Origin of the sequence: Halorientalis sp., assembly GCF_028275115.1 — an archaeon.
In the GTDB taxonomy this organism is placed as follows: domain Archaea; phylum Halobacteriota; class Halobacteria; order Halobacteriales; family Haloarculaceae; genus Halorientalis.
In genome coordinates this window covers 1-5,128 of record NZ_JAQCNH010000030.1, presented here as the reverse complement: position 1 = coordinate 5,128, position 5,128 = coordinate 1, and the positions used below count along the sequence as shown (strand labels likewise).

At 63.9% G+C, this 5,128-nt stretch carries 6 protein-coding genes; all 6 read right to left on the bottom strand.

Annotated features, from left to right (window positions below):
- Window positions 1–677: ABC transporter permease (locus Q0964_RS05595; RefSeq protein ID WP_299264542.1), on the bottom strand; the 677-nt coding region annotated here is incomplete at its 3' end.
- Window positions 671–1,510 carry an ABC transporter permease gene (locus tag Q0964_RS05590; RefSeq protein WP_299264539.1) on the bottom strand — a complete coding sequence of 280 codons (840 nt, stop codon included), beginning with the start codon at window positions 1,508–1,510 and terminating at the stop codon, window positions 671–673. The genes Q0964_RS05595 and Q0964_RS05590, both read right to left, overlap by 7 nt.
- Window positions 1,497–2,579, bottom strand: coding sequence for an ABC transporter ATP-binding protein (locus tag Q0964_RS05585; RefSeq protein ID WP_299264536.1), 1,083 nt, complete (start codon window positions 2,577–2,579; stop codon window positions 1,497–1,499). The genes Q0964_RS05590 and Q0964_RS05585 overlap by 14 nt, the downstream gene beginning before the upstream one ends.
- Complete coding sequence (locus Q0964_RS05580) at window positions 2,579–3,646, bottom strand: ABC transporter substrate-binding protein (protein WP_299264534.1); 1,068 nt, start codon at window positions 3,644–3,646, stop codon at window positions 2,579–2,581. The genes Q0964_RS05585 and Q0964_RS05580 overlap by 1 nt, the downstream gene beginning before the upstream one ends.
- Before the next feature lie 89 nt (window positions 3,647–3,735).
- Window positions 3,736–4,119, bottom strand: coding sequence for a hypothetical protein (locus tag Q0964_RS05575; RefSeq protein WP_299264531.1), 384 nt, complete (start codon window positions 4,117–4,119; stop codon window positions 3,736–3,738).
- A gap of 241 nt (window positions 4,120–4,360) precedes the next feature.
- Entirely contained in the window at window positions 4,361–4,657 is a 297-nt protein-coding gene (locus Q0964_RS05570; protein WP_299264529.1) for a hypothetical protein, read from the bottom strand.
- Between the last annotated feature and the right edge of the window lie 471 nt (window positions 4,658–5,128).

Genomic DNA, 5,128 nt, shown 5'->3' with positions numbered 1-5,128 from the left:
GTGGTCACGCCCGACCCTGCAAGGAAGAACGTGATGAGGAACTCGTTGAACGACAGCGCGAACGCGAACAGGAGACTCGCGACCAGCGACGGCCACAACAGCGGGAGCGTGACGGTGCGAAACACGGTCCGGGGGTCGGCACCGAGGTCGGTCGCGGCGTCGGCCAGATTGTGGTCTAGCTCCGTGTACCGCGCGGCGAGTAGGAACGTGGTAAAGGGCAGGACCCAGAACAGATGGCCCAGCACAATCGGGACGTAACCGAACCCCAGGCCGACGACAGCACTCGCACGGCCGATACCAAAGGCGACGACGACAGTCGGCACGAACAGCGGGAGCGCGATGACGATTGCGACGCCGCGCCGGACCCATCGTGGCAAGCGACTCCGGGTGATGGTGTAGGCCCCCGCGAGTCCGAGCGCGGTGCCACCGATAGCGCTGACCACACCGATGCCGAAACTGTTGACGAGCGCTCGAACGAACCGCCTGTCCTGTAAGACCTCCCGATACCAGCGCCCTGAGAACGTCTCGATGGGAATCGTCGGCTGGCCCGTGGGTGACAGCGAGAGGTATGCCACGATCACGACCGGGCCGTACAGAAAGAGGAGCGTGAGCGCGACGACACCGCCGGGGAACCGACCCACCCCCTCGGTCATCGCTCGCCGGACCGGGCTCACCATCCGCGGAGCTCCCTCCTGACCCGCGGGAAGGCGGCACCGACGACAAACCCGGCGAGAACGAGACACAGGAAGACGAAGGAGAGGGCCGCCGCGAACCCGTAGTTTGCGTACCCCTGGAACGCATCCACGACGAGTCGTGCAATCATCACGTTGCCCGGACTTCCCAGAATCTCCGGTGTGGCGTACGCACCGGCGATTCGCGCGTACACCACGAGTGTCGCTGCGGCGGCCCCGGGGAGCGTCTGTGGCACGACGATATCACGGAACACCCGCCAGTTCGTCGCTCCAAGGTCGCGGGCAGCCTCGAGCAGCCGATAGTCCAGCCGCTCCATCGAGACGTACATCGTCAGGATGACGTACGGCAGGTAGATGTAGACGAACCCGATGCCCGTCGACACCTGTGTATACAGGAGGTCGAGCGGTTCGGCGAGCAGTCCAGTCCCGACGAGCAGTCTGTTTACAATGCCACCACGGGCGAGTATCCACACCCACGCGTAGTTCAGGACGACGTAGTTGAGCCACAGCGGCAGCGTCAGGGCAACGAGTCCAGCGAGCCGATAGCGGGCCGGACATCGGTGGGCCAGCCAGAACGTCACCGGGTACGCGATAGCCAGGCAGACGACCGTCACGGCGACACCGACGCCGATAGAGTAGGACAGCGCGCCCCGATAGAGGGGGCTCACTGCTCTGGCGTAGTTCTCCGTCCCGAGCCCCGGCCCGATGCTCTCGACGAACAGCACTGCCAGCGGGAACACCCCGAGCGCGAGCGCGAGTACTGTCGGGCCGCCGGCGACTGCCCAGTCCCGCCCGGTCCCGCTGTCAGCCGTCGCCATTGGCCACCACCACCGCGCGTTCGACAGATAGTGTGACCGTCTCCCCGACACTGAACAGCGGCCCGGTCCCCGGTTCGCCGCCGTCGGGGAGCGTCGCCTGTCGCTCGCGCCGGACTACGAGTTCCGCCCCGCCACAGGCGACGGTCGCTTCGGCGTAGAACCCCTTGTACGCGGTGTCGATGACCTCGCCGGTTATCGACCCGCCGTCGAGCCTGACCGTCTCGGGCCGCACGGCGACCGTGGCCTGCTCGCCCACAGTCGGGTCTCGATCAAGCTGCTCTGCCGTCACATCGCCGGCACCCGTCTCGACGACCACCGTCCCGGCCCCGCGTTCGCGCACCGTGCCGGTGAGTACCGTCGCGTCACCGAGGAACTCGGCGACAAACCGGGTCCGGGGCTGATTGTACAGCCGCCGCGGGGCCCCCCTGTCGACGACTTCTCCGTCACGCATCACGCCGATACGGTCGGACATGCTCATCGCGCTCTCCTGGTCGTGGGTGACGTAGAGAAACGTCGTCCCGCTGTTTCGCTGGATTCGCCTGAACTCCGACTGCATCTCCTCCCGGAGCGCCCGGTCGAGCGACGCGAGCGGTTCATCGAGCAGGAGCACGGCGGGGTCGTTGACAAGCGCCCGCGCCAGCGCGACGCGTTGCTGCTGGCCACCCGAAAGCGAGTTTGGGTCACGGCTCTCGAACCCTTTCAGGCCGACGAGCGAGAGTACCTCGGTCACCTGCTGTGCCCGCTCGGGCCCGGTGACACCGCTGCGGGCGAGACCGTACCCGATATTCTCCGCGACAGTCATGTGCGGGAACAGAACGAGGTCCTGAAACACCATGTTGGTCGCGCGCTGGCGGGCCGGCAGGGCAGTCACGTCCCGTCCGTCCAACCGGACCGTTCCGCTGTCGGGTGAGGACAGTCCACCGAGCATCCGGAGCGTCGTCGTCTTGCCACAGCCCGACGGGCCGATGAGCGAGAAGAACTCGCCCCCCTCGAGTGTCAGGCTGACGTCCGATACGGCGGTTTCGTCGCCAAATGACTTCGAGAGCCCGTCGACCGTGAGGGCACTCACTACAGGTCAGCCTCCGTTTTCGCCGTGTTCCACGTCTCGGTGTACTGTGAGATAAGGGACTGTGGCTTTGGCTCCTCGTAGATGAACTGGTCGGGGTCGTCCAGCCCAAACGCGGCCCGGTCGACATTGTTCTCCTCGAAGACCCGCTCGTTGGGCACGGCGATGTTGTTCGGCGCCATCAGCGAGTCGTATCCCATCATCGTGTGCCACTCCTCGATGAACGTGTGGGCCAGTTCCGGGTTCTCCGCGCCCGCCCGGACACAGTGCTGGATGAACCACGCTTTCGTCCCCTCCTCGGGATAAATTCGCTCTACGGGCATCCCGTCGGCCTGTAGCGTCTGGGTGACGTAGTTCCAGACCGGCTGGACGCCGACTTCCTCACTCCGCATGAGCTGTTCTGACTCCCCGCCGTTGTTCCAGAGCCCGGAAGTCCCTTCCAGTCGGTCTATCAAATCCGCCCGCAGCGCGTCGAAGTCCACATCGTCCGTACTGGTCGGGTTCAACGGTTTATCGAAGGCCGCATTCCGGTACAGCGTCTGGAGGCGTGCGTCGTCCCGGCCGCCAGCGTCCCCCGCCAACTCGTCGCTCCAGAGGTCAGAGAGCGCGGTCACGTCGGCGTCGACGAGGTCCGTGTTCACCGCGAGCGGCGTGTGTCCGAAACTCCGCGGAATCCCGTACACCGCCCCGTCCTGCTCGAAGTAGTCGGTCTTGAGAAAGTCGAAGACGTCCTCGTAAGCCGGGACCTGGTCCAGGTCGAGGGGCTGGATGAGCCCCTCCTCCATCGCCGGTGTCACGGCGTAGTTCCCGAGCGGCACGAGGTCGTAGTCGGCACGCTCGGCCCGCATCTGTGACAGCGACTCCGCGGACCCCTGTGCCGACTGTCGCTCGACGGTCACGCCGTGTCGCTCCTCGAACGCTTCGAGGACGCCGTTGTCGTAGACGTATCCCCAGTCCAGCATCTTCAGGGTCTCTGACCCCGACCCCAGGCCGCCACACCCGGCGAGTCCCGCAGCGACACCAGTTCCGACGCCAGCCAGGAACGACCGACGCGAAGTAAACTGTTCCATACCCGATGTATGTTACAGAGGAAGATAAACGCGGTGTATAACAGCGTAGGGAGACGCCGCAGTCGTAAGCTACGTTACCGTGTACACACTCATTGTACTGTGGCCCACGGGACACTCCGTCGACTCGTGAACGTCTTTCCGGAGGGGCTGGCCCGGCTCGGCCTCGCCGACAGGGAGAAAGCGTTCGCGTCGAGGTCGTCAGCTGTCTCTGTGAGTCGGTTTTCGAGCGCGCCGGTATCGACCTGGCCGACCTCGATGCGGACCCGTCGAATGTGCTTGTACTCTTCCACATCATCCCTGTAGTCGAAGTCGGGGCACGTACAGGCAGGCTCCCGGAGGTCGCAGGTATACTCGGAGCCTGACTCCGTGGTGACCGAGAACAGCGACCGGGCCTCCTCGATAATCGTCATATACCCCGTGGCGGCTCGGAGAGTCCGGGGTTCGACCTCGGGCTGAACGCTCTCGGAACTCACGCCTCGTCACCTCCCCGACGCCGGACTTCCCTAACGTAGACGTGATTCCGTGCCTTTTCCGCGTGTTCTCGGCACGCGCTGTCCTCCGCATACCCTCGTCCTGGCGCGTTAACGATGACTGTGTGCGTGGCTTCCCGGTTACACCCGGGATCCCGATAGTGAGGTGACTCGTCGTTTCGAGCCATCACGCATCCCCCTCCGGTTCGTAGCCGAGTTGGAAGCCGCCGTATCGGACGACTACCTAACCCTCCTGACGGTCGGGGTCGATGTCGACGACCTCGGGGAACGCTTGCTCCGCCGCAATCACCGCCTCGATGATTGTCTCGAAGCCGTCGTCACCTTCCTCTTCCAGTCGGTCGATGTCGTCGCGGTCCAGCCGGGTGCCGGACTCGTCGACGACGTACGCGAGTTCGAAGCGGTAGTGACGCTCCGCCTCGCACTCCCTACCAGTCTCGTAGTAGGTCTCGTCGAGTCGATGGTCGGTGTAGGTGTCGACGACCTCTGTAAAGCGGCACTGCTCGTGAAAGATGGCCGCCATGTCTTCGTGGCCGGGTGGCAACAGCCTCGAACTGTAACCGGGGGTACTGGTGGCCAGTCGCCCACATATCTTCCGGTTCCGAACGTTGAATTTGTAATCGGTCTGTCGACAGCGAGGCCCGTTTGATTTGTGACCGATACGCGCGCTGTATACAGCAAGGACTTGGTGACATCCTCCCGCGCCTAAAGGCCTGTCTCTTACCCATAAGTTCACCGAGTCTCAAACAGACGTTTCAGACGCTGTCGAGCCCAATCTATAATCGGAAGATCGAGGTGTGGAGTGATTCGGGCAGTGATCTCGGCAGTTGGGGGTTACTGAATACGGAGGGTGTCATAGAACAGTTCGCATACCAAAGAGCAGGGTGAACGCTGAGGTGGAATGAGTTCAGCGACCCTGCAAGATGATCCTTCGGTAGAATCGTTCTTCAATGCCGTGGAAACGGAGACGCTGGCGTTATTCGAGCATCTCTCC